A 24,531-nucleotide genomic window follows, 5' to 3' on the forward strand; every position below is an offset into this window, starting at 1 on the left:
GATACTATCCCCACCCTATGCCGCGGGACCAGCTTCGATCATGACCTGAGCGAAGGCGTAGGGATATTCGTCCGTCATCGTCAGCAGCAGCCGTGCCTGCTGCCCCACGGGCACGAGTTCGTCCAGGCGGATCCGGGCGCCGCCGGTCAGGATCATGACAGGCTGGCCGCCCGGCAGGTTGTCCACGCCGAGATCGCGATGAAAAACCCCGCGCGCGAAGCCTGTGCCCAGCGCCTTGGCACAGGCCTCCTTCGCCGCCCATCGCTTGGCATATGCCCCGAGGCGCGCATCGCCATGACGCCGCTGGGCGCGACGGATTTCGGCGTCGGTGAATACGCGGTGCAGGAATCGTTCGCCATGCCGTTCCAGCACGCGCGCGACCCGCCTGATGTCGCACAGATCGGAACCGATCCCGATCAGCATCTGCCGCGCTCCGGCAACGGTGATCCGGCGCGCGTCATCCCTTCGCACGCTCCACCTGTATGATGCCGTTGGCCGCCCGTAGCGATGCGATGACCGAGGACAGATGCCGCAGGTCGCGGACCTCGATATCGGCCAGGATCTCCATGAAGTCGAGCTGACGGTTGACGATCCGCAAATTGACGACCGTTCCGTCGTGCTTCGACGCCGTGTTGGTCAGGGTTGCCAGCACCGAGGATTCGTTCGCCGCGATGACGGTCAGGCGCCCGACATGCGGTTCCGTCGCACCCCGGCCGATCAGGTCGTAATCCCAGTCGACATCCATGAAGCGTTCCGGCGTGGCGGCGAAGCTCTCCAGCGTCTGGCATCCGGCCGTATGGATGGTGATTCCCTTACCCGTGGCGACGATTCCCACGATCCGGTCCCCCGGCAAGGGGTGGCAGCAGCCCGCGAAATGCACGGCGATTCCGGGGCCGATCCCGGCCAGTGCCATGCCGCCGCCGGCCTTGGGCCGGCTGCCGGTGCGCGACGGTGCGCGCATGGGAATGCCCGGCACCATGCGCGGGGCGCGCGGTGTCTGCCGCAGTTCCGGATAGGCCGCGTGGACCACGTCGCGCGGGCCGATATTCCCGTTGCCGACGGCGACATACAGATCCTCGACCGATGCCTGCTTCAGGTCGGGCAGAATGCTTTCCAGCACCTTTTCCGATCCGTCGACCCCTTCCTGCCGGAAGGCCTTGGCCAAGGCCGCGCGGCCGCCATCGATATTCGCCTCGCGCTGCTGGGCGGCGACATGGCGCCTGATCCGCGCCCGCGCCTTGCCGGTGACGACGAAACGTTCCCACGACGGCGACGGGGTGCCGCCGCGCGCGGTCATGATCTCGACCTGGTCGCCGTTCTGCAATTCGTGCCGCAACGGCATCAGCCGGCCGTTGATCCGCGCCCCCACGCAGGTATCGCCGACCTGGCTGTGCACCGCATAGGCGAAATCGACCGGCGTGGCCCCGCGCGGCAGGGGAATCAGCTGCCCCTTGGGCGTGAAGCAGAACACCTGGTCCTGATAGAGTTCCAGCTTCGTGTTCTCGAGGAATTCGTCCGGAGCCGCCGAATCTTCGAGGATATCCAGCAGGTCCTGCACCCAGCGCAGGCCGGTCACGACCCGCGCCGCATCCTCGCTGACGCCCGGGACCTGCTTGTACAACCAGTGCGACGCCACGCCGTTCTCGGCGATGTCGTGCATTTCGGCCGTACGGATCTGCACTTCGATCTTCTGGTTGCGCGGATGACGCAGGGTCACACCGGTATGCAGGCTCTGATATCCGTTGGCCTTGGGCGTGGAGATATAATCCTTGAATCGCCCGACAATGACCGGATAGGCGGCATGGACCGCGCCCAGGGCGATATAGCAGGCCTCGCGCGTCGGCACGATGATCCGGAAGGCCATGATGTCGGAGAGTTGCTCGAACGCGACATTGCGCTTCTGCATCTTCTCCCAGATCGAGAAGGGCGATTTTTCCCGCCCTGTCACTTCGACCTCGCCCAGCCCGGCATCGCGGCACAGCTGGGTCAGTTCGCGCCGGACCTCCTCGATCACGTCCGCGCCCTGCCCGCGCAGGTAATTCAGGCGGGCACGGATCGTGGCGCTGGCTTCGGGCTCCAGCTCGACGAAGGACAGGTCCTGGAGTTCGCTCTTGACCTTGTCCATACCGATGCGCCCGGCCAGGGGCGCATAGATTTCCATGGTTTCGCGCGCGATGCGCTGGCGGCGATCCAGGCGCTGCACATAATGCAGCGTCCGCATGTTGTGCAGCCGGTCCGCCAGCTTGACGATCAGCACCCGGATGTCCTTGGACATCGCGAGAACCAGCTTGCGGAAATTTTCCGCCTGCTTGGTCCGGTCGGACTGAAGCTCCAGCCGCGTCAGCTTGGTAACGCCATCCACCAGATCTGCTATCGTCGGTCCGAATTCGACGCGCAGCCGCTCGTGGGTGACGCCGGTATCCTCGATCGTATCGTGCAGCAGGGCTGTTGCGATCGATGGCATGTCCAGGTGGAAGCCGGCGAGGATGCTGGCGACCGCCAGGGGATGGGTGATGTAGGGATCGCCGTTGTCACGCGCCTGCCCCGCGTGGGCCTGCCGCGCGACATCGAAGGCGCGGCGGATCAGATCCAGGTCCGCGTCCGGATCATAGGTCCGGATCCGGCGCAACAGGCCGTCGCAGGAAATCGCCCGAGTGGCAACGGGCGCCTTGTCCGGGGCCGGACCCGTGGAAATCGAAGCGTCGGGAAGTATTCCGCCGACCTCGACGAGATCGGCCGAGACCGGCAGGTCGGGAAGAGTCACAGGCGAAAGGGGCGCCGCCCGACCGGCGACGAGAGCATCTCCAGGACCAGAAGGATCCGCCACCTTTCGCCCCATGGGCTTACCGCCGGGCGCGGCCGCCCAGTTCGGCCTCGATCGCGGCCTCGAGCTCCTCGGCGGACATGCCGGCGCCGTGGCCGGCTTCCTCCTCGGGGGAGACGTCCTGGAGGCCGAAGATGTTCTGCTCGGTCGGGATCAGGTCCATGACCTCCTCATCGGCGGGCTCGGGCTCGGGCGCACGGGCCAGGGAGCGGACGAGGTCACCGCGGATCTGTTCCAGCCCGATGGTCTGGTCCGCGATCTCGCGCAGGGCGACGACAGGGTTCTTGTCGTTGTCGCGATCGACCGTCAGTTCCTCGCCCCGCGACAGGTTACGTGCGCGCTGCGCCGCGAGCAAAACGAGCTCGAATCGGTTGGGAACCCGTTCAACGCAGTCTTCGACGGTAACGCGAGCCATGAGGCCAGCCTCCGGTATAAAGTGTCAGTTGCAAAAAACCATCTTTAACCATCACGACCCGAAAAAGCAAGCTTCGGGCCGGTCCGGAACCACGTCAGGACGATGCAAGGCGGTGGATCGCCTGGTCGGAGACGCCCGCTATCAGCTCGTCCATCGACCGGCCCGAACGCGGGTCGCGCCATCCCGGCGCCACGTCGCGCAAGGGCAGGAGAACGAACGCCCGCGCCTCCGCACGGGGGTGCGGCAGGATCGGGTCCGGCGTCGCCCGCACGCATGTCCCCATCGCCACGATATCCAGGTCCAGGGGACGCGCCGCATTCACCACCGTGCGCACCCGCCCGGCCCGTGCCTCGATCTCCTGCAGGGCCGCCAGCAGGGTTTCGGGCGAAATCGCCCCTGCCGCCCGGACGACACCGTTGATGTAGGGGGGCTGCCCGGACGGGGGCACCGGCGCGCTCTCATACCAGTGGGATATCATTTCGACAGTGACGCCCGGTATCGCGGCGATCTGCTCCACCGCCCATCGGCAGGTGTGCAACGGCCCCTCTCCTGCCGGGCCCGGCAGATTGGCCCCTATTGCAATCAAGATCATCCTTAATCCAGGCTCCGTACGGTTCAGTACATCATCAACAGCCGCCGGAGGCACGACGCCGAACGGTTTGTCCCTGTTTTTTCGATTTTTTTCAGCCATAAAACTGCGGACATGGCAACTTCTGCCATACCAATTTTGCGCGGACGCCTTTATCGTTCTGTCGGAAAGGTGAAACGGTTACGTAACAGACGTGCCGCGCATCGCGATGCGGGCTTCAGGACGTTTCAGGGATCAGGGCGCATGTTTTTTCAACCCAACGAACGCGTATGCCTCTTCATCGACGGTGCCAGCCTGTATTCGGCATCCCGTCACCTGGGCTTCGATGTCGATTATCGCAATCTTCTCGCTTTTTTTCGATCCAAATGCCACGTGATCCGCGCCTATTATTATTCGGCGATCTTGGAGAGCGAGGAATATTCTCCGCTTAAACCGCTGACAGACTGGCTGGTCTATAACGGATATTTCCTGGTCACCAAGACGGCCCGCGAATTCGTCGACCAGAATGGCCGCAGACGGGTCAAGGGCAGCATGGATATCGAACTCGCGGTCGACATGATGGAGATGGCCTCCAAAATCGACCATGCGGTCCTGTTCAGCGGCGATGCGGATTTCCGGCGCCTTCTTGAATCGGTTCAGCGGCAGGGCGTGCGCACGTCGGTCATTTCCTCGGTCCGCACCACGCCGCCCCTGATCGGCGACGATTTGCGGCGTCAGGCCGACCAGTTCATCGACCTGGCCGACATCGCGCCCCAGTTCACCCGCCGGCAGGCCGAATCCAGAACGGTCCGCCAGCAGCAGAATCCCGTCCGCCATCCGGCAGACCAGTTGAGCGAACTCGACCACAGCGACTGAGAGGCGGTTCAAGGAGCCAGTCTACGGGCGAATCACACGGTTCGTCCAATATACCACTCTGAGAACTGCATCTGACAGTCCAGCCTTGGCAGGCCACCCGCCGGCCCCGGGCTGCCCACCGCGGGATCGCCTGCCACGCCGACTGACAGGCGGCCCCTTCTATTTGGCGGCGTTCAGCCTTCCAGTTGCAGCACCCGCGTGGTCCAGTCATGGACATGGGCGCAGAGTTCCGGCCGATCGGCCAGCATCCCGCCGAACGAGGGGATCATTTCCTTCAGCTTGGGTTCCCATCTCGGCAGTTCGCCGGCAAAGCATTTGCGGATGACCGTCAGCATGATCGGCACGGCGGTGGACGCCCCGGGCGACGCACCCAGCAGGGCTGCCACCGAACCGTTCGCACCGGTGATGACCTCGGTCCCGAACTGAAGCACGCCCCCCTTCTTCGCATCCTTCTTGATGACCTGGACGCGCTGGCCGGCAACGATCAGTTCCCAATCCTCGGCCCGTGCGGTCGGCACGAAATCGCGCAGCGCCGCCAGGCGGGCCTGGCTGGATTGCATGACCTGCTGGATCAAATATTTGGTCAGGGCCATGTTGTCGCGTGCCACGGCCAGCATGGCGCCGATATTGTCCATGCGAATCGAACGCGGCAGGTCCCACAGGGACCCCTGCTTTAGGAATTTGGTCGAGAATCCGGCATAGGGACCGAACAGCAGGCCGGCCTTGCCGTCGATGACACGCGTATCGAGATGCGGCACCGACATCGGCGGCGCACCGACCGAAGCCTTGCCGTAGACCTTGGCATGATGGCGGGCGGCGATGTCGGGATTCGTGCAGCGCAGGAACTGGCCGCTGACCGGAAACCCGCCGATGCCCCTGGCCTCGGGAATGCCGGTCTTCTGCAGCAGCGGCAGCGCCCCGCCACCCGCGCCGATGAAGACGAACCGCGCGCCGACCGACATCGTGTTCCCGGTCGACTGATCGCGGACCGACACGCGCCAGCCACCGGACGCATCGCGGGTCAGATCCTCGACCTCATGCCCCAGCTTGAGGTCAAAACCGGATTGCTGCGTCAGGAAATGGACCAGAAGATGCGTCAGCGCGCCGAAATTGACATCGGTCCCCGACGCGATCCAGGTGGCGGCCAGCGGGGTGCCCGCCGTCCGGCCCTCCATCACCAGCGGCATCCATTGCTTCAACTGCGCCGGATCGGTCGAAAAGCGCATGCCCGCAAAGAGCGGGTGGTCCTTCAGCGCGTCATGGCGACGACGGAGGTAATCGCCATTCTCGGCGCCCCAGACGAAGCTCATATGCGGAATGGGATTGAGGAATTCACGCGGCGAGGCAATTACCCCGGCTTCGACCAGATAGGCCCAGAACTGGCGCGAGACCTGAAAAGCCTCGTTGACGCCCACCGCCTTGGAAATATCGATCGTGCCGTCGGCACGTTCGGGGGTGTAGTTCAGTTCGCACAGCGCCGCATGCCCGGTGCCGGCATTGTTCCAGGCATTGGAACTCTCCTGCGCCACGTCGCCTAGGCGCCCGAACAGGCCGATCGACCAGTCGGGCTGAAGTAATTTCAGCAGCGCACCCAATGTCGCGCTCATTACCCCGCCACCGATCAGGACGACGTCATAGGCAGAATCGGTTCGGGTCGTATTCGAGGTCATGATCTTCTCCGGAACGACATCGGCATGCTGGCGTCTGTCACTGCAATCGGGCCAGCCGGACTCCCGGCGGCGGCTTCGGTCCCCGACGGGATGGTTCTCCTGTCCGGCATGGTCCGCCGGCAGGGGATGGTCCGGGCTTCGTCCCGACCTGGCGGAACAGCATCGATGCGGGTCAACCGCTTTTCCCGAAAACGGAACAGTACAGCCATACCCTTCCCAGCCCTGCCTGGTTCGCCGGAACGCCCCATCCTCATGCCATTCCGATCTCCATTCCGGCGCATCATCTCTCCGCGAGGGAAACGGTTCCCGCACCGTCGCATGGCCAGTGGAACCCATCTAGGGGCAGCATTGGAGGCACCGCCGAGATTCAGTATCTTTCTTTCAAGGTCTTCGATTTCTTAAAGAACTCTTGCCGATCCGACGCCCTGTGAAACATTCTGGACACGCATGGCTGGCAAACGGTTTTCGCATCGCCAAGCATCATGTGCCATCACCACGCCGCGGGCGCCAGAGCCCTGCGCCATCGCATCCGTCCTGCATGGTGGCGTCTATGGGGCGGCTGGCATCGCGCCCGCCCGGGACATGGTCGCCGCCAGCATGCCGGACAGGATCCGTGTACGCACCGAATCGGCGCGGCTGGTCAGCACGACGGGCACGCGCGCGCCCAGCACGATGCCGGCGGCCGAGGCTCCGCCCATGAAAATCATCTGCTTGGCCAGCATGTTTCCGGCCTCCAGGTCCGGAACGACCAGGATATCGGCCTGTCCTGCGACCGGCGACTGCACGCCCTTGCAGTGCGCGGCCTCGATACTGAGCGCGTTGTCCAGCGCCAGCGGCCCGTCCACCACCCCGCCCGAGATCTGTCCCCGTTCCGCCATCTTGGCCAGGAGGGCGGCATCCAGCGTGGACGGCAGGTCGGGATTGACCGTTTCGATCGCCGACAGGATCGCGACCCGGGGCCGGGCAATGCCGATCACATGGGCAAGGTCGATCGCGTTCTGCACGATATCCCGCCGCGCCGGCAGGTCCGGCGCGATATTCACCGCCCCGTCCGTCAGCAGCAGCAGGCGCGGCCAGGACGGCACATCCAGGACGAAGACATGGCTCATGCGCCGGTCCGTCCGCAGGCCGGAATCATGATGTCCGATTTCGCGCAGGAACACGCTGGAATGCAGCGATCCTTTCATCAGGATCCCGACCGCGCCCTCTCGCGCCAGCGCCGCGCCACGGGACGCGGCCGTCCGTTCGTCTCCGGCCTCGATCAGGCTGCAGCCGGACAGGTCGATCGACGCCGATCGCGCAATATCGCGGATGGCGGCCACCGGACCGACCAGGACAGGCTGGACGATCCCCTTTTGCTGCAGCCCCACGGCGGCCTCCAGCGAGGGGATGCTGCAAGGGTGAACGACCGCGGCCGGCACGGGCGGCCCATCAGCGAGGCCGGCAAGCATTTCATCGAAAACAGGTGAGGACGGCATCGGAACAACCGGGCTGGAATTGCAAGACGGACCACACCCTCATGCCACGTTCCCCCGACCGCCCCGCGCATCATCTTTGTGCGAGGCGCCGACGCCGGATCGCATCCGGCAGCAGGCGATAGAGCAGCAGCAGCGCCATGACGACGGCATAGAGCAACGGCTCGGCGCGCAGCAGCTTGAAGGACAGGATGAAATGTACCGCCGCGCACAGCCCGGCTAGATAGACCATCCGATGCACGGCCCGCCAGCGCCGGCCCAGACGCCGGATGGACCATGCGTTCGACGTGGCGGCCAGAACCGTCACGATCAGGAACGCCGCCATCCCCATGATGACGAAGGGCCGCCGCGTGATGTCGGCCAGCAGCACCGCACCGTCGAACCCCTGGTCGAGGCCGACATAGACCGTGACATGGAACAGCGCGTACCAGAACGCCAGCAATCCCAGCGCCCGCCGATAGCGCAGCAGGCTGACCCCGGTCAGTTCACGCAAGGGTGTCACGCACAGCGACAGGATCAGGAATCGGATGGCCCACAGGCCCAGCGTGCGTTCGAAGACATTCACGGGGTCGGGGCCCAGCCGGTTCGCCAGCCCCATCGCGAAGGTCGCCGCCGCCGGGACCAGCCCCACGGCATACAGCAAGACCCGAAGAATCCCGACCGACGACCGCCATTTGCGGGCCGGCTGGTCTCGCCTGTCCGTCCGCGCCGTCATCGTCAGAAATCGCGGCGCAGGTTCATGCCGGCATACAGGGAGGCCACCTGCTCGCCATAGCCGTTGAACGGCAGGGTCGGCTTGCGCGCCGCGCCGAAAAAGCCGCCGCGCGCGCCGATCGGCCGCTCGGTTGCCTGGCTCCAGCGCGGATGGTCGACCTCGGGATTGACGTTGGCATAGAATCCGTACTCGTCCGGGGCGCGAAGATTCCATGAAGTCGGCGGCCGGGTATCCGTCAGGCGGATGCGGACCACGGATTTCACGCCCTTGAACCCGTATTTCCACGGTACCACGAGCCGGATCGGCGCGCCGTTCTGGTTCGGCAGCGTCTGGCCATACAGGCCCACCGCCAGGATCGTGAGGGGATGCAGGGCCTCGTCCAGGCGCAATCCTTCCACGTACGGCCAATCCAGCACCGGCAGCACGCCGTCCTGGCCCGGCATTTCAGACGGACGGACGACGGATTCGAAAGCCACGTATTTCGCGCTGCCCAGGGGTTCCACCTCCTTCAGCAACTCGGCCAGCGGGAAGCCGATCCATGGAATGACCATCGACCAGGCCTCGACACAACGCATCCGGTACAGCCGTTCCTGCAACGGGCGGGCCAGCAGCGCGTCGATGTCGTAGGTGCGGGGATTTGCGACCAGCCCGTCGACCCGCACGGTCCAGGGGTGCGGATGGAATCCGCCCGAGCGCTCCGCCGGGTCGGTTTTCTCCAGACCGAATTCATAGAAATTGTTGTAGTGCGTGACGTCCTGGAACGGGGTCGGCGTCAGCCCCCCGCCGAATTGGGCGTCGGGCCGGGCGGCCAGCGCCGCCGCCCGCGCCGGGGCCGGCCGCATGAGGCCGGGCGGCACGATCGCCCCGGCCAGGCCGGTGGCCAGCAGGCCGCGCCGCGACAGCCACGCCGATCGGGGCGTGATTTCCGAGGCCGACGGGCGGGGATAGCGAAAGATGCTCATGAACCGATAACCCCTGCCTGCCGCGCGGCCCGACGCCCGATGCGCCGCCTTCGTCCCCGGCGTGACATCGCCACCCCGGTCCTGCACTGTACGCGCGATACACCGAAGACAGGAAGGATCGGCATCATGAGCGATTTGTCACCCCTCGGCTTCGTCGGATTCGGCGCCATGGCCAGCCGGATGGGCCATAACCTCGTCGCCGCCGGCTACCAGATCGTTGCCTATACCCCCTCCGGCAAGGGCGGGGACGGCAGCGTCCGCTTCCTGCCGACCGCGCAGGCACTGGCAGCGGCGTCCGGAACCGTCATCGCCTGCGTGCCCGATGACGAGGCGCTGGCCGCATCAATGTATGGCGACGACGGCGCGCTGGCCGGCATGAAGGCCGGGTCCCTTCTGATCAACACCAGTTCCGTCTCGCCCGAGGCATCGCTGCAACTGGCGGAGGCGGCCAAGGCGCGCGGCATCACCGCGCTGGACGCCCCGGTATCCGGCAGCACGCCCGAGGCCGAGGCCGGCGCCCTGGTCGTGCTGGTCGGTGGCGCCGCCGCCGACGTGGCCCGTGCGCAGCCGATCTTCGACGTCATCGGCAAGGCGACACTCCATGCCGGCCCGTCCGGCAGCGGGTCGAAGCTGAAACTGATCGTCAACGGCATCATGGGCGCGGGCCTCGCCGCGGTGGCGGAGGGCGTGACCTATGGCCTGGCCGCCGGGCTGGACCGTGACCTGCTGTTCGATGCGCTGGATTCGGTGGCCGTCATCTCGCCGCACCACAAGCGCAAGCTGAAGGCCGCGCATGTCGGCGATTTCAGCCCGCAATTCCCGACCCGCCTGATGCAGAAGGACATGCGGCTGCTGATGACCGACGCCGCGCGGATGGAAGCCGCCCTGCCGACGATGGCGGCCACCACGCAGCTTCTGTCGCTGACGCGCCGGCTGCATCCGGACGAGGATTACTCGGCGCTGTTCGCCGTCATGGAAAATACCGTCGCCAACACACCCTGACCGCCCACAGAGGCCGTTTCAAAAGACGCTCTCGCTGCAGGCAGATTTTTGAAGCAGCCCTCAGACCTTCCCGGTCAGGGCCGCCCACAGGACTGCCAGCCGATCCCCCACCCCGCGCGTCGCGTCGCCCCCTGCCCCGGCGTCGCGGGCCAGGTCGCGCCGCGCCAGCACCCCGGGCAGGGCCGCGCCCCGCGCCACGCGGGGCAGGTTCGCGGCCCTGCCCGCACGCAGCAGGGCCAGTCCTTCCTGCCGCACCAGGTCACGCAGCGGCCCCAGGCGCACCGGATCGACACCATCCCGCACCCCGTCGCGCGACAGGCCTGACGCGTTCAGCGCATCCTCGGGCAACGGGCAACGGCCGCCCTGCAGTACCGCATCCAGATGACGCAGCAATCCACCCATCCCGAAGGCCGCGCCCCGCAAGGCTATTCCCTTCAGGGCGTCCTCGTCCTGCAGGCCGGCGGCCTCGGCGATCGCACGCTGAACGCCGCCCGCGCCGCACAGCATCGCCCGGCACCAGGCGTCGCGGTCGGTCAGCCCTTCCAGTTCCGCCTCACGCGCGTCGAGAATGCCCAGCAAGGTCCCCCGATCCACCCGGCCCCGTGCGATCAGGTCACGCAGGGGGGCGGCGACCTCGTGGGGATGGGGGGCACCCTCGACGATCTCGCGCCACCATTGCAGGCGGATCATCCCCGCCAGCGGCCCGGCGACCGACCGCGACTGGGTTCCCGTCACCGCACGAACGGATTCGTGATTGAACGCGATCACGGTGAACGCGTCTTCCCGCAGGACAGGCGGCAGGAACAGGGAACAGAAGAAACGATCCGGGTCGGACCGCCGGGCGATATCGCCGCAGACGGACAGGCCCGACGCGCCTGCTCGCCCATCGCTTTCGCGGGGCGTGGAACGGGGGACGGGACAGGTCGGGGGGCTGGTCATCGCATCGACATGCCGCGTGCGCGACGAACGCACAAGAACGCGGTCATGCGTCCGTCACTTGACGCATTTCCCCTCCGCCCATAGCTCTGGACGGGCGGCGGTTTCCGCCCCTGCAATTCCAAGGAGAACGTTCATGGCTTTCGAATTGCCCACTCTTCCGTACCAGACCAACGCGCTGGCGGCGCGCGGCATGTGCCAGGAAACGCTGGAGCTGCACCACGGCAAGCACCACCAAGCGTATGTCACGGCACTGAACGGCTTCGTCGAATCCAAGCCCGAATTGCAGGGCAAGTCGCTCGAGGAGATCATCCTGGCGGTGAAGGGCGACGCGGCGTCGGCACCGGTGTTCAACAATGCGGGCCAGCACTGGAACCACATCCTGTTCTGGCAGAACCTGTCGCCCACCGGCGGCGCGATCCCCGATGCCCTGGCCGCGAAGCTGACCGAGGATTTCGGCAGCGTCGACGACTTCAAGGCCACCTTCAAGACCGCCGCGACGACGCAGTTCGGCTCGGGCTGGGCGTGGCTCGTCCTCGCTTCCGACGGCAAGCTGAAGGTCACCAAGACCGCCAATGGTTCCAACCCTCTGGCCGAGGGCCAGGGCACGGTGCTGCTGGGCCTGGATGTGTGGGAACATTCCTACTACCTGGATTTCCGCAACCGTCGCCCGGACTACACCACCAACTACCTGGACAAGCTGGCGAACTACGAGTTCGCCGAGGCGCAGCTCAAGGCCGCCTGAGGCCCGCGCGCGGCCGCATGGCCACGCGGACTGCCCGGACGATCGGAAACCCGGCCATCGCGGCCGGGTTTTTTTGATGTACGCCTTCTTGCGTCCCGTTGCGAACACCTACCCCGGCGATAAGATCGGATCATGGAGATTCTGCGCTGTCGCTCCGAAGATCTGGACGAATGGTTCGCCTGCGCCGGGAATTATGGCCCGGCGACAGCCTGTCCACACATAGGAAGGACAGCGCCGACCTCCTGGCGGGCCAACCCGGACATGGCGCCGCGTTTACGACCGGGACACGGCAAACACCGCCGTAGGTTTCGCCGAGGCCGCGCTGAGGCGTGATTACGTGAATGGTTGCGAGACGTCTACGGTCGTATTCCTGGAAGGAATCTATGTCCGCCATGACGCAAGCAAGCGCGGCGTCGCGTCGCTGTTGCTCCGGGCGGTCGAAGACTGGGCACGGTCGCTGGGATGCCTCGAACTGGCGTCGGACGCCGAATTGGAAAATCGAGGCAGTCATCTTTTTCACAAGGCGATGAAGTTCCAGGAAACGGAACGCGTCATATTCTTCCGCAAGACGCTCGGCGGACGGTGAAGGGCTTCACGCCCCAGGCCGACTGCCCACGGGCATGCTCTCCCGCCCGATATCGCGCAGGCGCCTGCCGGCCATCAGATCCCGTTCGATCCGCTCCAGGCTCAGGCCCTTGGTCTCCGGCACGAACAGCAGCACCAGGACGACGAAAAACGCATTCAGCACGGCATAGAGCCAGAATGTCTGGGCCTGGCCCAGATGGTCCAGCAGCGTCAGGAATGTCGAACCGACGATCATGTTGGCGATCCAGTTCGTGGTGGTGGAACAGGCCAGGCCGAAATCCCGGCCCCGCAGCGGCTGGATCTCGGAACACAGGACCCAGACCAGCGGTCCGGCCGAAAAGGCAAAGCCCGCGACGAAGCACAGCAGCACGCCGACCGCCATGGCCTGCTGCATTCCCGGGTCGGCCCCCATGCGGATCATGACCCCCAGCATCGCCATGCCCGCGCTCATGACCAGCAGACCGCAGACCAGCATCGGCCGCCGCCCCCAGCGATCGACCAGGCCGATAGCGAGGAACGTCGCCAGCATGTTCACCACGCCGACCGACGCGGTGCCCCACAGGCGGGCGTGGTCGGTGAACCCGGCCAGCCCGAAGATGCGCGGCGCGTAGTACATCACCACGTTCATGCCGGTGAATTGCTGGATGCATTGCAGCAGGATTCCCAGGCAGACCGATCGGCGAAAATTGCGGTTGTCGCGAAACAGGGCCCATCCGCGGGTATGACCGCCCAACTGTGCGTCGATTTCGGCCAGTTCCCGGCTAACCCCGCGCGCCTGGCCGCGCAGTTCCAGCAAGGCCCGCCGGGCGGCGTCCCGGCGTCCCCGCATCATCAGCCATCGTGGACTGGCCGGCAGGAAGGCGGCCCCCATCAGGTAGACGACACCGGGGAAGGCGACGACGCCCAGCATCCATCGCCAGGCATCGAAATAGGAAAACAGGGCGTCCGAGATGAAGGCCAGCAGGATGCCGATGGTGATCATCAACTGATAGACCGACACCATGGCCCCACGGTGCTGCGCATCGGCAATTTCGGAAATATAAAGCGGGGCGGTGAACGTCGAAATGCCGATCGCCAGGCCCAGGACGACCCGCGCCGCGATCAGCATGCCAATCGAACCGGACAGGGCACAGAGCACGGACCCGGCGACGAACAGCACCGCCCCGATCACCAGCGTCCGCTTCCGCCCCCAGACGAAGGACAGCCGCGCCGCGACAAGCACGCCGGCCGACGCGCCCACCATCATCGACGCCACGATCCATTCCTGCTGAAGCTGGGTCGCGTCGAATTCCTGCGCGATCAGGCCCAGCGCGCCCGATATCACGCCGATATCCAATCCGAACATCAATCCGGCCACGGCCGCCAGTCCGGCAACCAGCCGGGCACGGCCCGTCACCGGTTTACTCATGTGGCCGGCCTCCATTGTCGCGGCATGTCCGTACCCGCCCATGTCACGTTCCCTGTCTTGCCCCCTGGGCAATTGTAACGGCCCGGACCGGCCGAAGTTCGGAACCCCCCGCGACTTTGGCGGAAAACCGCCATATTGGCGACGCCAGACCTATACCCATCCGCCATCGACGATGAAATGCTGACCGGTGCACATGCGGCTGTCGTCGGCGGCCAGGAACAGGGCCATGCGGGCGATGTCCTCGGGTTCCACCCGTCCGGGCAGGCATTGGCCCCGCTCGATATCGCGCTCGCCTTCGGGCGTCAGCCACAGCTTTTTCTGCCGTTCGGTCATCACCCAGCCGGGCATCAGCCCGTTGACGCGGATCCTGTCCCCGCCCAGTTCCCGCGCCAGCGCATTCACCAGACCCTGCACCGCCGCCTTCGCCGTCGCATAGACCGGATAGCCGCTGTTTTTCAGCACCCATCCGATGGAACCGAGGCAGATGATGCTCCCCCGCCCCAATGCCCGCATGTCGCCCGCCACTGCCTGGGCGGCGAAGAACTGGGCGCGGATATTGACGGCGGACAGCCGGTCCCACATCGCCGGATCGACTTCCTCCAGCGTGTGGCGCGTATCGTTGGCGGCATTGTTCAGAAGGATCTCGATCGGTCCATGCGCCGTACGCGCCAGATCGACGGCCTCACGCAAGGCGCGGATATCGGTGACGTCGCACGGCATGAACAGGACCTGCCGCCCTTCGCCGCGCAAATCCTCGGCCAGCGCGGTTCCCGCGGACATATCGAGGTCGAGGAAGGCGACATGCGCGCCCTGCCCGGCAAAGGCGCGCACCAGCGCCGCGCCGATGCCGGTCGCGCCCCCCGTCACCAGGACGGATCGTCCCGACAGGCTGGGATATCTCGCGAAGATCGCCCCCTCCCCAGAGGACTGCGTCACCATTCCGCGAACGACCCGTCACGATGGCGCCAGACCGGATTGCGCCATCGATGCCCCTCGGCGGCGCGGGCACGGACATAGTCCTCGTTGATCTCGATCCCCAGGCCGGGGCCCGATGGAATATCCACATGCCCGTCGCGATAGGCGAAAACGTCGGGATCGACGATATAGTCCAGCAGGTCGTTGGTCTTGTTGTAATGAATGCCCAGGCTCTGCTCCTGGATGAAGGCATTGTAGCAGAGCGCGTCCAGCTGCAGGTTCGCCGCCAGCGCGATCGGCCCCAGCGGACAATGCAGCGCCACCGCGACGTCATAGGCCTCGGCCATCGCCGCGATCTTGCGGGTTTCGGTAATGCCGCCGGAATGCGACGGATCGGGCTGGATGATATCCACGCAGCCCTGTTCCAGCACCCGCTTGAAATCCCACCGCGAAAACAGGCGTTCGCCCAGGGCGATGGGGATGGAGGTATGCTTGGTGATTTCGGGCAGGTCCTCCAGATGCTCGCTCAGGACCGGTTCCTCGATGAACATCAGGTCGAACGGCTCCAGTTCCTTGGCCAGGACCTTGGCCATCGGCTTGTGTACCCGGCCATGGAAATCCACGCCGATGCCCAGGTACGGACCGGCTTCCTCGCGGATCGCGGCGACGCGGGCGATCACATCGTCGATCTTGGCGTGGCTGTCGACATATTGCAGTTCTTCGGTCGCGTTCATCTTGATCGCGGTGAAGCCGCGATCGACCACCGCGCGCACCGCCCGCGCCGTATCGGCCGGCCGGTCGCCACCGATCCAGGAATAGACGCGGATCCGGTCGCGGCACCGGCCGCCCAGCAATTCGTAGACGGGAACATTGAACGCGCGCCCCTTGATGTCCCACAGGGCCTGGTCGATGCCGGCGATCGCGCTCATATGCACCGCGCCGCCGCGATAGAAGCCGCCGCGATACATGACCGTCCAGTGGTCCTCGATCTGGAACGGATCCCTGCCGATCAGGTAATCCGCCAGTTCCGCGACGGCGGCGGCGACCGTGTCAGCCCGGCCTTCCACCACCGGTTCGCCCCAGCCGGAGATCCCTTCGTCGGTTTCTATCTTCAGGAACAACCACCGTGGCGGAACCTGGAACGTCGTCAGCTTCGTGATCTTCATGACCGTTTCCGTCCTGTTCTTATTCTTGCAACCGGTGGCGCTATCGCCCGCGCGCCAGGGCATCGACGAACTGGCGCGCGGCAACCCCGACCTCCCGCGCCGACCGGCCTGCCCGATACAGCGCCGATCCCAGGCCGAATCCCGCCGCCCCGGCATCCAGGAACGGCCCCATGGTGTCCGGGGTCACCCCGCCCACGGGGATGAAGCGGGTGCCGGCGGGAAAGACGCTGCGCCAGGCCGCCAATGTCGGCGGGCCGAGCTGTTCGGCGGGAAACATCTTCAACGCCGTGGCGCCGGCCGCCAGGGCGGCAAAGCCCTCGGTCGGGGTGGCCACGCCGGGGGTGCAGTACAGCCCGGCCGCACGGGCCGCGCGAATGACCGCGACATCGCCGTGCGGCATGACGATCAGCCGGCCACCGGTCTCGGCGACCTGCGCCACCATGTCGGGCGACGTCACCGTGCCCGCGCCGATCAGGACGTTGTCGCCGAACCGGTCCTGCAGCAGGCGGATGCTGCGCAGGGGGTGCGGCGAGTTCATCGGTACCTCGATAATGCGGAATCCGGCCCCGACCAGCGCGTCGCCGACCGCCAGCACCTCGTCCGGCGTCACGCCGCGCAGGATCGCGACCAGCGGACAGCCGGCCAGGGCGTCATCGAATGTCGTCATGTCTGTCTTCCTTCCTCGCGCCCCGGGGGCGGCTGAGTCGCCGGGACCACGTAGCCGGCCTCCACGGCGATTTGGTACAGCCCCGCCGGGGCGGTATTGCCCACCGACTGGGGCACCGGGGCGCCCAGGATGTCGAACGCGCGGGCATACAGGCCGCACAGCCGTTCCTCGCCCACCAGTATCGTCAGCGGCGCACCCGGCCGGTCGGCCAAGCCCGCCCGAACTTCGTCCCCCACCAGCAGGCCGGACAGATAGTCCCGCGTCGCCGCGGCGCCGATCCCCCCGCCCAGGAACAGGGCGCGCGCGGAAAACAGCAGCGGGGCCACGCCCTGGCGGGACGCCGCCGCGGCCAGCACGCCACGACGGAAAGCGTCGCGGGCCTCGTCCTCGGTGACGGCGGGGGCACCGTCCGCCGGGCGGCCCAGGATGCTGTGCCGGGACAGCACGGCGAACAATTCGCCCGTCATCGCGGTCGCGAACCCCATGATCCGGCCGTCCTGCACGCGTGCCCATTTGGAATGGGTTCCCGGCAGGATCAGCGTCGAATCCGCCGCCAGGCCGGAATGCAGCGCCAGCGCGCCCACGATCTGCGTTTCCTCGCCCCGCATGACATCGGGCAGCGGATGGCGCTGCCGCACCCCGGGCACGATACCAGGAGCACCCGTAACGCCGGCCGCCGTGTCCGGACGAGCCAGCGCGCGGGCCAGCGATGCACCGTCGGCCGGGCAATCGACATACGGGACCTCCCGCCATCCATTCGCACTGCCGACCATGCCGCAGGCGATCAGCGGCAGGCCGGCCGCGTCGGGCCAGTTGGACAGCAGCGCCGTCAGGGCCGCAGGATATCCGCCGTCCGGCAGGTTCAGGATGCCCCAGGGGGCCTGCGCCTCATCCAGCACCAGCCCCGAGGCCGACATGCGCCACGCCCGCAGGGACGACGTTCCCCAATCTATGCCGATCAGCGCCCCGCCTTCGGGGGGTACTGCCTCGTCCGTCTCATGCCGCCGTAACATGGGTGCTTCCTCCCAGTCTGATCGACAGGTCGTCCGCCGCCCGGCGCACGACCGGGGCCAACGTCCGCATCCGTTCGGGCGACAGGTAGGGCGTGGCGCTGGCGACGCTCAACGCCGCCAGGATCCGCCCCCCGCGATCGCGGACCGGGACCGCGACGCAGCGGATTCCCACCTCGTTGTCCTCCAGGTCAAAGACGCAGTCCGCCGCGCGATATTCCCGCATGCGTGCAAGCCAGGCCGGCCAGCCGGCGTCTCCGGCCGCCGGGGGCCGGGCGGCGTCGTACAGATGGCGCCATTCGACCTCGTCCAGATCCAGCATCAGGGCGCGCCCGATCCCGGTCAGGGCCAAGTTCATGCGTTGCCCGACCCGCGAGCGCATCTCCAGCCCCCTCTGGCCGGGGATCTTGTCCAGATACAGAACGTCCGCGCCGGAACGGATGCCCAGATGTACGGTGTCGCGCGTTTCCGCGCCCAGCCGTTCGGTCACCGGTCTGGCCTGCTCGGCCAGCGACGTGTCGTCCCGGGCACGGGCCCCCAGTGCCGCCAGGCGCTGGCCCAGGCGATACGTGCCGTCCGCATTCAGCCGCAGCCAGTCCAGGCGGACCAGGGAACTGGCGATTCTCTGGGTCGTGCTGCGGGTGCATCCCGTCGCGCCCGCGATGGCGGACAGTGTGCGGTGGCCGCCATCGACGGCGTCGATGATCGCGATTCCGCGTTCCAATGCCTGCGTTCCGCTGGGGGCGGCAGGCTTTGCGATCCTGGCATCCATGAATCCCTCTCCCACCCGGATCGGTAGGGGAAATCCATGGAAAACTCAATATACGGATCTATAACCCATATTATGGGTTATAAACCATCCAACGCGGGTTTTGCCCGTTTTCCGGGCCCGGGAACGCAAGACGCCCGGCCATCGTCCCTGTCGGGCGGTGGCCGGGCGTCTATCAACTCTCCGGGATCGGCGAGACGGGTGTCAGCCGGCCTTGGCGCCGGTGTCGTTTGCAGGCTTGGCGCTGCTGCTGACGACCGACCCGATCGTCTCGCGCAGGACGGTGACGCGCACGTTCGGTGCGATCTCGACCTCGACCTCATTCGAATCGTCGCGGACCTTCTGGACGACGGCGATGATCCCGCCGGCCGTCAGCACCCGGTCGCCCCGTCGCAGGGCCGAAAGCTGGGCGCGAAGCTGCTTCTGCTTCTGCTGCTGCGGCCGGATCAGGATGAAATAGAAGATAACGAACATCGCGACATAGGGCAGGACCGTCATCAGTCCGCCGGCGCTCAGAAATCCGCCCTCGCCTCCTGCGGTCTGGGCGTAGGCCGGTGTGATCAGGAAGTCGGAAAAAAGGGTCATGTGGTGCGGTTCCGGCGGTCATTATTGGGTTGCGGGCTGCGGAGGTGGACCATAGTTTTCGCCTGTTTCCCGTCAAGGCGTCGGTTCGCTTTCGCATCGGCCCGCCGCGCTCCGGGCCCATGACACCGCCTTGGAACAGGACCGACGATGGATTCCGACCTGCTGCCCGCCCTCGACCGGATCGCCGCCGCGCTGGAACGGCTGTCGCCCCCGCCCCCCACGCTGGCGGGCCTGGATGCCGCCGACGCCTTCGTCTGGCATCCCGCCCTGGGCCGCCTGACCCCGGTCCAGCACGTCGCGCATGTCGATATCGACCTCCTGCAGGGCGTGGCCATGCAATGCAAGCTGGTCCTGGACAACACGCTGCATTTCGCGCGCGGGCTGCCGGCCAACAACGCCATGCTGTGGGGCGCGCGCGGGATGGGCAAGTCGTCGCTGGTCAAGGCCGCCCATGCGCGCGCCAACCTGGTCGACGGGCAACCGGCGCCGCCCGGCCAGGGGCGCCTGGTCCTGATCGAGATCCAGCGCGAGGACCTGGCCACGCTGCCCGACCTGCTGGCCCTGCTGCGCACCAGTCCGCGCCGTTTCGTCGTCTTCTGCGACGATCTGTCCTTCGAAAGCGAGGATGCGGATTACAAGGCGCTGAAATCCGTTCTGGACGGCGGCATTTCCGGCCGGCCGGACAACGTCCTGTTCTACGCAACATCGAATCGCCGGCACCTGATGCCGCGCGACATGATCGACAACGAACGATCGACCGCCATCAACCCCTCCGAGGCGGTGGAGGAAAAGGTCTCGCTCTCGGACCGGTTCGGACTGTGGATCGGCTTTCATAACTGTCCCCAGGACGTGTTCCTGGACATGGTCCGGGCCTATGCCCGCGCGCGTCACCTGCTGGTCGACGACGCCGAACTGGCGCAACGGGCCAATGCCTGGTCCGTCGCGCGCGGCGGCCGGTCCGGCCGCGTCGCCTTCCAGTTCATCGAGAACCTGACCGCCGAGTTGTCCCCCCGGTCGTGACCGGCGGATCATTGATACGGATCAAGGCCGACGGGGACATTCCGCGTTCAAGCTGGCCCTTCAAGCTGGATGGTGGCAGGACTTTCGGCCCGGCGCCGCCGTCCTGCGACGCCCGTCCAGCAATGAAATGAAAAAATTGTGCAATCGACAGGGATCGCCCTTTAATACGATGTGTTGTCGACACAGTCCCGACGCCTGTGGTCTGCTGGTCCAAGCCCATCAGGCCACGACATGACGGCTGCGAAGGCCTGAATACAAGAGAGACGATGAACCAGATCCTTTCGACGGACAGCATGCCTCCTTCCGGACTGACCCCCGCAGGGGACCTCCGCCGGATCCGCTCCAATCCCGATTTCTGGTATCCCGTGGCCTGGTCACGTGAACTGAAGCCCGGCAAGACCATCGGCGTCCGCTATGCCGGCCAGCCGATCGCGCTGATCCGGCCGAAGGAGGGTGACGTCTTCGCACTGGAAGACCGCTGCGCCCATCGCCAGGTTCCCCTCAGCAAGGGGCAGGTGACTGGGCAGTCGGTCCAATGCTGCTATCACGGCTGGGCCTATGGCCGGTCGGGACGCTGCATCGACGTGCCTTACCTGGGCAAGGGCAAGCTGCCCAACGGCGTGCGGACCTATCCCTGCCGCGAACAGGACGGCCTGATCTTCGTCTTCCCCGGCGACGCTGCGAAGGCCGAGTCCACGCCCCTGCCCCGCCTGGCCCAGACCGCGAATGCGGCCTACAAGACCCGCCGGTTCGGCCGGCACGTCAAATGCCATTACAGCTTCATGCATGAGAACCTGATGGATATGAACCATCAGTTCATGCACATGAAGCAGATGGGCCAGATGAAGCCGCGCTTCCTGGGACAGGACAGCGGCCCCGGCATGATCGAGGCGCGCTACACCTTCGCCCGCACCGGCGGCAAGCAGCCGATCGGCGAGGCCCTGGTGTTCGGGCAGAAGCGCGACAACAGCGCGAAATACGCCCATCGCGACGTCATGACGATCCGCACCGAGTACCCTTACCAGACCCTGAAGATCCAGTCCGAGGGCGAGGATCCGGTCATGGACCTGTGGATCGTCTACGTACCCCAGGATGCCGAGGAACTGACGAACCGGGTATTCGGTCTGCTGTCGATCAAACGCCCGAAGATCCCCGGCCTGCTGGATGCCGCGTGGCCGTTCCTGGTCGCGTTCACCGAGCGGATTTTCCGCGAGGACCGCGAGATCGTGGAACTGGAACAGGCGGCATGGAACGAACTGGGCGGCGACCACAACCAGGAAGTCTTCCCGGTGATCCAGAATCTGCGCGCATTGCTGGCGCGCTGCGGCATCCCTGCGGGGGTCGGACCCTGAACCCCGCCCTGCCCGCATGACGATCGAGATGGAAAGCGGCTGGGCCACCCCGGCGCTGGAGGCCGGCCCCTATCGGCTGCGGGCGTTGCTGCCGTCGGACGCCGGCGCGATGCATCGCCTGGTCAACGACTGGAGCGTCATCCGCATGCTCAGTCGGGTGCCGTTTCCCTATCCGCGCGGCCTGACGGATGAATGGATCGCCTCGACCCAGGATCTGTCGCGGCGAGGGGCAGCGTATCATTTCGCGATCACCCATCCCGATTCGGACGCCCCCGAATCGCTGATCGGCTGCATCGGGGTGCAGATCGATCCGGTGACGCGATCCGGCACGGTCGGATACTGGATCGGACGGCCGTACTGGAATCGCAAGGTCGCCACCACCACGGTGGGGCGGATCGCGCGATGGGCCCTGGCCAACCTGCCGATCGAACGGATGGCGGCAGCGGTCGCCCATGACAATCCGGCCTCGATCGCCGTTTTGCGCCGGATCGGTTTTCGCGAATCCGGAACCGGGCGGCAGGAGTTCGTCTCTCGCGGTGGGGAGCATCCGGTTCTGCTATTCGAGGCGACCCGTGCCGACCTGTTGGCGGATGCCCCCGCGAAACCCGCCGATCATGATCCGGCAGGACAGAAAAAAATCGTGCTGGTCGCGGCGGTGGCGTTGATCGATACCGACGGCCGGATCCTGCTGGCCCGGCGGCCGGAAGGCAAGCCGATGGCCGGACTATGGGAGTTTCCCGGCGGCAAGGTCGAACCCGGCGAGACGCCCGAGGCCGCGCTGGTCCGCGAACTGGACGAGGAACTGGGGCTGGACGTCGCACGGTCGTGCCTTGCGCCCTATACGTTCGTTTCGCATGATTACGGGCATTTCCACCTTCTGATGCCCGTCTATGTCTGTCGGCGGTGGAAGAACGCGCCCCGCCCGCGCGAGGGGCAGACCCTGGCCTGGGTCCGGGCAGAGGCCCTGTCGGACTACCCGATGCCCGAGGCCGACCTGCCGCTGATCCCCCTGCTGCGCGACCTGATCTGATCGGCGGCACGCGACGGAACGCGTCTTCCCCTGCGCCCCTAAAGGACGATCGATCGGGCCAGGGGAAAGACCGCCTGCCGCTGCCCGGGAATGCTGCTGCCGAAGGAGAACAGCCCGCCGGTCAGCGGTTCGGCCCGGAGCTGGTCCAGCGACAGGCCGTTGCGCGCGGTCGTGACGAAGACGGTGCGGTAATCCGGACCGCCGAACGCGACCTTCGTCACATGCCGCGCCGGCAGCGGAATCGGGTCGAGCGTCGTCCCGTCCGGCGCCAGTCGCTCGATCCGTCCGCCGCCCCATACGCCGATCCACAGGAATCCGGCGCTGTCGACCGCGATTCCGTCCGGATAGCCATCGTCCAGGGTGGCGAAGACACGACGATTCGACAGCGCACCGCCGGCCCCCACATCGAAGGCATAGACGATCTGCGCCGGCGAATGGTTGTGGTACAAGGTCCGTCCGTCCGGCGAGAGCGCCGGACCGTTGCTGACGATATAGCCTTCGTCCTCGCGATGGACATGCAGGCCGTCTTCCCTTTGCGTCACGGAATAAAGCGAGCCTGTCGGGTCGGTTTCGGCATCGTGCATCGTGCCGAACCACAGGCGGCCGGCACCATCGACATGTCCGTCGTTGATCCGGTTTCCCGGCAGTTCGGGTTCGACCAGCGTATCGAGGCTGAACCGGCCGCTGGCGGGGTCGAAACGGTGAAGCCCGTCCTTCAGCCCGCACAGGAACGTGCCGTCGTTCGACGGCACCAGGAAGCCGGGCCGGTCGGGCGCGGCCCAGCTTGTCGTCTCGCCGCTTTCGGGACGATAGCGATGGATCGCCCGGCCGACGATATCGACGAAATACAGGGCCTGCTCGGCTTCGGCCCAAACCGGGCCCTCGCCCAAGGTGGCGCGCAGATCCCACACGCAGCGCGGTGCGCCGCAGATCGGTCCCTTCAACATCATGGCTCTCCTCTCTGGCCCGGACGGTCCTTCAGGGTCATAATGCGATTCTAGCGCAAATGTGGAATCCGTTCATGAACCCGACAGCCTGCATCCTGGTGATCGGCAACGAAATTCTTTCGGGCCGTACCCAGGACGTGAACGTACAATATATCGCCCGCCGCCTGGCAGAGCTCGGCATTTCCCTGATGGAAGTCCGGGTGATCCCCGATATCCGCGATACCATCATAAATACCGTGTGCGACGTCCGGGCGCGGTTCGACCATGTCTTTACCACCGGCGGTATCGGGCCGACCCACGACGACATTACCGCGCCTTGCATCGCCGAGGCGTTCGGCGTGCCATGGACGATCCATCCCGAATCATTCCGCCTGCTGGAGGCCCATTTTTCCCCCGGCGAATTCAACGCCGCCCGGCAGCGCATGGCGACGCTGCCCGAAGGCGCCGTGCCGATCCGCAATCCGGTGTCGGTCGCCCCGGGCTTCAGCATCGGCAATGTGCATGTGATGGCCGGTGTTCCACGCATCATGCGCGCGATGTTCGAGGAACTGGCACCAGGCCTGAAACGCGGCACGCCCGTCACGTCCATCAGCTGGTACGCGCTGGGCCTGTACGAAGGCACACTGGCCGACGGGCTGTCGAACATCCAGTCGCAGTACGGGCAGGTCGATCTCGGGTCCTACCCGTTCCGCCGTCCCGACGGACGGCGCGGCGTCGCCCTGGTAAGCAAGGGTCTGGACCCCGACATCGTACGCCAGGCAGCCGGCGCGGTCCACGACCTGATCGAAACCCTGGGCTTCACGCCGGTCGAGGGCGAGCCGCCCGCCTGACGGCAGGACAGCCGGATAGGCAGATCGCGCGCGGTCTCGAAAGCTGGTCGAAAATTCGT

At 66.3% G+C, this 24,531-nt stretch carries 24 protein-coding genes and 1 pseudogene; 8 read left to right on the plus strand and 17 right to left on the minus strand.

The window, feature by feature from the left end:
• Window positions 1-15: 15 nt before the first annotated feature.
• The 4 genes from acpS to folK form a co-directional block, all read right to left on the minus strand.
• Window positions 16-423 (minus strand): holo-ACP synthase, encoded by a 408-nt coding sequence (acpS, locus tag HLH28_RS06440; RefSeq protein WP_182956318.1) that lies wholly within the window; start codon window positions 421-423, stop codon window positions 16-18.
• A 34-nt stretch (window positions 424-457) separates the two neighbouring features.
• Window positions 458-2,713 (minus strand): RelA/SpoT family protein, encoded by a 2,256-nt coding sequence (locus HLH28_RS06445; protein ID WP_408869826.1) that lies wholly within the window; start codon window positions 2,711-2,713, stop codon window positions 458-460.
• Window positions 2,714-2,843: 130 nt separating this feature from the next.
• A complete protein-coding gene (rpoZ, locus tag HLH28_RS06450) occupies window positions 2,844-3,239 on the minus strand; it encodes a DNA-directed RNA polymerase subunit omega (RefSeq protein WP_182956321.1) in 396 nt (131 codons plus the stop codon).
• Window positions 3,240-3,333: 94 nt separating this feature from the next.
• On the minus strand, window positions 3,334-3,831 hold the full coding sequence (folK, locus tag HLH28_RS06455) for a 2-amino-4-hydroxy-6-hydroxymethyldihydropteridine diphosphokinase (RefSeq protein WP_182956324.1): 498 nt from the start codon (window positions 3,829-3,831) through the stop codon (window positions 3,334-3,336).
• Window positions 3,832-4,071: 240 nt separating this feature from the next.
• Here folK and HLH28_RS06460 point away from each other — a divergent pair, with 240 nt between their 5' ends.
• The gene (locus HLH28_RS06460; protein ID WP_182956327.1) at window positions 4,072-4,683 is read left to right on the plus strand and encodes a LabA-like NYN domain-containing protein; all 612 of its coding nucleotides are present in this window, start codon (window positions 4,072-4,074) and stop codon (window positions 4,681-4,683) included.
• A gap of 173 nt (window positions 4,684-4,856) precedes the next feature.
• On the opposite strand, the gene HLH28_RS06465 is transcribed toward HLH28_RS06460, so the two are convergent.
• From HLH28_RS06465 to msrP, 4 genes are all read right to left on the minus strand, one after another.
• Window positions 4,857-6,353 (minus strand): malate:quinone oxidoreductase, encoded by a 1,497-nt coding sequence (locus HLH28_RS06465; protein WP_182956331.1) that lies wholly within the window; start codon window positions 6,351-6,353, stop codon window positions 4,857-4,859.
• Window positions 6,354-6,901: 548 nt separating this feature from the next.
• Entirely contained in the window at window positions 6,902-7,831 is a 930-nt protein-coding gene (locus HLH28_RS06470; protein ID WP_182956334.1) for a bifunctional enoyl-CoA hydratase/phosphate acetyltransferase, read from the minus strand.
• 70 nt (window positions 7,832-7,901) lie between these two features.
• Entirely contained in the window at window positions 7,902-8,543 is a 642-nt protein-coding gene (gene msrQ / locus HLH28_RS06475) for a protein-methionine-sulfoxide reductase heme-binding subunit MsrQ (RefSeq protein ID WP_182956338.1), read from the minus strand.
• 2 nt (window positions 8,544-8,545) lie between these two features.
• Window positions 8,546-9,505 carry a protein-methionine-sulfoxide reductase catalytic subunit MsrP gene (gene msrP / locus HLH28_RS06480; RefSeq protein ID WP_182956341.1) on the minus strand — a complete coding sequence of 320 codons (960 nt, stop codon included), beginning with the start codon at window positions 9,503-9,505 and terminating at the stop codon, window positions 8,546-8,548.
• Window positions 9,506-9,631: 126 nt separating this feature from the next.
• Here msrP and HLH28_RS06485 point away from each other — a divergent pair, with 126 nt between their 5' ends.
• Complete coding sequence (locus tag HLH28_RS06485) at window positions 9,632-10,507, plus strand: NAD(P)-dependent oxidoreductase (RefSeq protein ID WP_182956344.1); 876 nt, start codon at window positions 9,632-9,634, stop codon at window positions 10,505-10,507.
• 60 nt (window positions 10,508-10,567) lie between these two features.
• Here the strand turns inward: HLH28_RS06485 and HLH28_RS06490 are convergent, their stop codons facing one another.
• A complete protein-coding gene (locus tag HLH28_RS06490) occupies window positions 10,568-11,446 on the minus strand; it encodes a phytoene/squalene synthase family protein (protein WP_182956347.1) in 879 nt (292 codons plus the stop codon).
• Between the two features lie 133 nt (window positions 11,447-11,579).
• On the opposite strand from HLH28_RS06490, the gene HLH28_RS06495 reads away from it, so the two are divergent.
• Both HLH28_RS06495 and HLH28_RS17890 read left to right on the plus strand, forming a co-directional pair.
• Window positions 11,580-12,188, plus strand: a complete 609-nt coding sequence (locus HLH28_RS06495; protein WP_182956350.1) for a superoxide dismutase — start codon at window positions 11,580-11,582, stop codon at window positions 12,186-12,188.
• Window positions 12,189-12,492: 304 nt separating this feature from the next.
• Window positions 12,493-12,774, plus strand: a pseudogene (locus HLH28_RS17890) (GNAT family N-acetyltransferase); the annotation flags it as partial.
• Window positions 12,775-12,780: 6 nt separating this feature from the next.
• Here HLH28_RS17890 and HLH28_RS06505 read toward each other — a convergent pair.
• The 7 genes from HLH28_RS06505 to yajC all read right to left on the minus strand — a co-directional run bounded on the left by HLH28_RS06505 (window position 12,781) and on the right by yajC (window position 19,293).
• Entirely contained in the window at window positions 12,781-14,181 is a 1,401-nt protein-coding gene (locus HLH28_RS06505) for a sugar porter family MFS transporter (protein WP_246395731.1), read from the minus strand.
• A gap of 150 nt (window positions 14,182-14,331) precedes the next feature.
• Window positions 14,332-15,120, minus strand: a complete 789-nt coding sequence (locus tag HLH28_RS06510) for an SDR family NAD(P)-dependent oxidoreductase (RefSeq protein ID WP_182956355.1) — start codon at window positions 15,118-15,120, stop codon at window positions 14,332-14,334.
• The gene (dgoD, locus tag HLH28_RS06515) at window positions 15,114-16,262 is read right to left on the minus strand and encodes a galactonate dehydratase (protein WP_182956358.1); all 1,149 of its coding nucleotides are present in this window, start codon (window positions 16,260-16,262) and stop codon (window positions 15,114-15,116) included. The genes HLH28_RS06510 and dgoD overlap by 7 nt, the downstream gene beginning before the upstream one ends.
• 40 nt (window positions 16,263-16,302) lie before the next feature.
• Window positions 16,303-16,929, minus strand: a complete 627-nt coding sequence (locus tag HLH28_RS06520; protein ID WP_182956362.1) for a 2-dehydro-3-deoxy-6-phosphogalactonate aldolase — start codon at window positions 16,927-16,929, stop codon at window positions 16,303-16,305.
• Window positions 16,926-17,942 (minus strand): 2-dehydro-3-deoxygalactonokinase, encoded by a 1,017-nt coding sequence (locus HLH28_RS06525; RefSeq protein ID WP_182956365.1) that lies wholly within the window; start codon window positions 17,940-17,942, stop codon window positions 16,926-16,928. Before HLH28_RS06525 ends, HLH28_RS06520 begins: the two co-directional genes overlap by 4 nt.
• Window positions 17,926-18,711 (minus strand): IclR family transcriptional regulator, encoded by a 786-nt coding sequence (locus HLH28_RS06530; RefSeq protein ID WP_182956368.1) that lies wholly within the window; start codon window positions 18,709-18,711, stop codon window positions 17,926-17,928. The genes HLH28_RS06525 and HLH28_RS06530 overlap by 17 nt, the downstream gene beginning before the upstream one ends.
• A 201-nt stretch (window positions 18,712-18,912) precedes the next feature.
• A complete protein-coding gene (yajC, locus tag HLH28_RS06535; RefSeq protein WP_182956371.1) occupies window positions 18,913-19,293 on the minus strand; it encodes a preprotein translocase subunit YajC in 381 nt (126 codons plus the stop codon).
• A 147-nt stretch (window positions 19,294-19,440) separates the two neighbouring features.
• On the opposite strand from yajC, the gene HLH28_RS06540 reads away from it, so the two are divergent.
• The 3 genes from HLH28_RS06540 (at window position 19,441) to mutT (ending at window position 22,695) form a co-directional block, all read left to right on the plus strand.
• Window positions 19,441-20,313, plus strand: a complete 873-nt coding sequence (locus tag HLH28_RS06540; RefSeq protein WP_182956374.1) for an ATP-binding protein — start codon at window positions 19,441-19,443, stop codon at window positions 20,311-20,313.
• Window positions 20,314-20,579: 266 nt separating this feature from the next.
• Window positions 20,580-21,665, plus strand: a complete 1,086-nt coding sequence (locus tag HLH28_RS06545) for an aromatic ring-hydroxylating oxygenase subunit alpha (RefSeq protein ID WP_182956378.1) — start codon at window positions 20,580-20,582, stop codon at window positions 21,663-21,665.
• Window positions 21,666-21,681: 16 nt separating this feature from the next.
• Window positions 21,682-22,695, plus strand: a complete 1,014-nt coding sequence (mutT, locus tag HLH28_RS18235) for an 8-oxo-dGTP diphosphatase MutT (RefSeq protein ID WP_182956381.1) — start codon at window positions 21,682-21,684, stop codon at window positions 22,693-22,695.
• Between the two features lie 38 nt (window positions 22,696-22,733).
• Here mutT and HLH28_RS06555 read toward each other — a convergent pair whose 3' ends face one another.
• Window positions 22,734-23,642, minus strand: coding sequence for an SMP-30/gluconolactonase/LRE family protein (locus HLH28_RS06555; protein ID WP_182956877.1), 909 nt, complete (start codon window positions 23,640-23,642; stop codon window positions 22,734-22,736).
• Window positions 23,643-23,716: 74 nt separating this feature from the next.
• Here HLH28_RS06555 and HLH28_RS06560 point away from each other — a divergent pair, with 74 nt between their 5' ends.
• Complete coding sequence (locus HLH28_RS06560) at window positions 23,717-24,472, plus strand: competence/damage-inducible protein A (protein WP_182956384.1); 756 nt, start codon at window positions 23,717-23,719, stop codon at window positions 24,470-24,472.
• The last annotated feature ends 59 nt before the right edge of the window (window positions 24,473-24,531 follow it).

It is taken from the genome of Gluconacetobacter tumulisoli (assembly GCF_014174155.1).
Classification (GTDB): Bacteria; Pseudomonadota; Alphaproteobacteria; order Acetobacterales; family Acetobacteraceae; genus Gluconacetobacter; species Gluconacetobacter tumulisoli.